The 1834-nt window shown below is 40.7% G+C and carries 3 protein-coding genes; 2 read left to right on the forward strand and 1 reads right to left on the reverse strand.

What is annotated here, in order from left to right; translation table 11 throughout:
* Window positions 1-126: 126 nt before the first annotated feature.
* Window positions 127-570, forward strand: coding sequence for a Rieske (2Fe-2S) protein (locus B7Y67_RS16870; protein WP_293599619.1), 444 nt, complete (start codon window positions 127-129; stop codon window positions 568-570).
* A gap of 87 nt (window positions 571-657) precedes the next feature.
* A complete protein-coding gene (locus B7Y67_RS16875) occupies window positions 658-1440 on the forward strand; it encodes a DUF5777 family beta-barrel protein (protein ID WP_293599620.1) in 783 nt (260 codons plus the stop codon).
* Window positions 1441-1452: 12 nt separating this feature from the next.
* On the opposite strand, the gene B7Y67_RS16880 is transcribed toward B7Y67_RS16875, so the two are convergent.
* Window positions 1453-1656 carry a FixH family protein gene (locus B7Y67_RS16880; RefSeq protein ID WP_293599621.1) on the reverse strand — a complete coding sequence of 68 codons (204 nt, stop codon included), beginning with the start codon at window positions 1654-1656 and terminating at the stop codon, window positions 1453-1455.
* Window positions 1657-1834: the final 178 nt, after the last annotated feature.

Genomic DNA, 1834 nt, shown 5'->3' on the forward strand with positions numbered 1-1834 from the left:
ATAAATAAATTATTTGCCAGGATAAAACTTTCCCATGATAAACCAATTGGATTTTTCTGCCGTATATGCTGTAAATCAATACTATTCGAAATTTAAACAATTAGAAACCTATAACACAACATTCTTATGGAACGTAAAGACTTTCTTACAGCACTTGGCCTGAGCGCAGGCTCATTAGTTATTAGTTCATGCCTTGGTGCCTGTGGCAAAAGCGATACTGGTTCACCCGATCCGGTTACACCTACACCGACTCCTGGTGGCAAGTTAGATTTTACTCTTGATGTGAGCTCAAATGCAGATATAAATTCCAAAGGCTGGACAATAATGAATAGTGTAATCATTGCCAAAAATGGCTCAAGCTACATCGCTCTTTCCTCTGTTTGCACTCATCAGGGAAACCCCGTAACCTATAATTCCGGAAGCAATAATTTTCCTTGCTCCCTGACTGACGCTGCTCATGGGTCTGTTTTTGATTCAACTGGTGCAAGAGTCCAGGGCCCGGCGACTTCTGCTCTTAAAAAGTACAGCACTGCTTTAACCGGAAGTTCCTTAAGGGTTTTCGAAGCCTAATCCAGCCATAAATTCAAAATTATGAGAAAGATTTTCCTCTTAATATCTTTTATACTTCCGTTTTCTGCTTTTGCACAGGAAGATCTTATGGAACTTGTTTCAGATAGCAATGAGGTTTTTGTCAGGACGGCCACCTTCAAAGCTACCCGAATTATTAACGGACACTCGGTTGAAACTGTAGGCAAGAACAATATGGATTTTATTATTTCCCACCGTTTTGATCGTATAAACCGTGGTTTTGAAGAATTCTTCGGATTGGATGCTGCAACAAATCGTCTTGGATTGGAATACGGAATCAATGACCGCTTTATGATCGGACTAGGAAGAAGCTCATTTCAGAAAACATTTGATTACTTCGCCAAGTACAAACTGCTCAGACAAACAAGCGGTGCAGTAAATACACCCGTTTCTGTCACACTATTTGGAGGATATGCAATACGAACCCAAAAAACTACTCCCCAGCTTTCAGGATCTGACAGAAGCAGTTATACGGCGCAATTCCTGATTGCCAGGAAATTCAGCGAAGCCTTTTCATTGCAGCTGAGTCCGACGCTGATTCATAGAAACAGAGCAGATATTTTCACGGACAATAAAACTGTCATTGCGACTGGAATAGGTGGAAGAATGAAATTGACCAAGCGAACTTCTCTTAACGGTGAGTATAATTATGTTCTTCCGAACCAGATTGATGACAACTATAAAAACAACCTTTCCTTTAGTTTTGATCTTGAAACAGGCGGACATGTATTTCAATTGCTTTTTACGAATTCGTTCGGAATGACTGAAAGACAGTTCATTACAGAAACCGACGGGAGCTGGGGAAGTGGGGATATCCACTTCGGCTTTAACATTTCAAGAACATCCAAATAAATAGGCGGTACTTCATTTGCGTTCCTGATCTACTTTAAGCTGCTCAACCTTCAGTCCACGCTTAATTACCCCATCACGAACTGGCTTATCTGAATAAAGATTTACGGCTAAATAAATCGTAATCACACAACCAATAGCTGCCACAGCAGGACCGCTAATCAATAGCCAAGGCCAGAGCTGTTTAAACCAGGGCTTGTTTGTTTCGTGTTCTGACATATTCATTCTCTCCATCTTTTGCTACTTAGCTTACCGGGGAATAATAAAACTTGATTTTTCATCGCGCAGTCTGGTGATTAACTCATTACCAGATATTTCATGACCAATCACATCAAAATGAATCGGGTAGTTACCGGGATCATGCGCACCAACTGTAGTGCTTACTTTAACTGGAATC

The sequence above is a fragment of the Polynucleobacter sp. 35-46-11 genome (assembly GCF_002281105.1).

Coding starts and splice junctions, on each gene's coding strand:
- B7Y67_RS16875 (WP_293599620.1), top strand. CDS start 658: ATGGAACTTGTTTCAGATAGCAATGAGGTTTTTGTCAGGACGGCCACC.
- B7Y67_RS16880 (WP_293599621.1), bottom strand. CDS start 1,656: ATGTCAGAACACGAAACAAACAAGCCCTGGTTTAAACAGCTCTGGCCT.
- B7Y67_RS16870 (WP_293599619.1), top strand. CDS start 127: ATGGAACGTAAAGACTTTCTTACAGCACTTGGCCTGAGCGCAGGCTCA.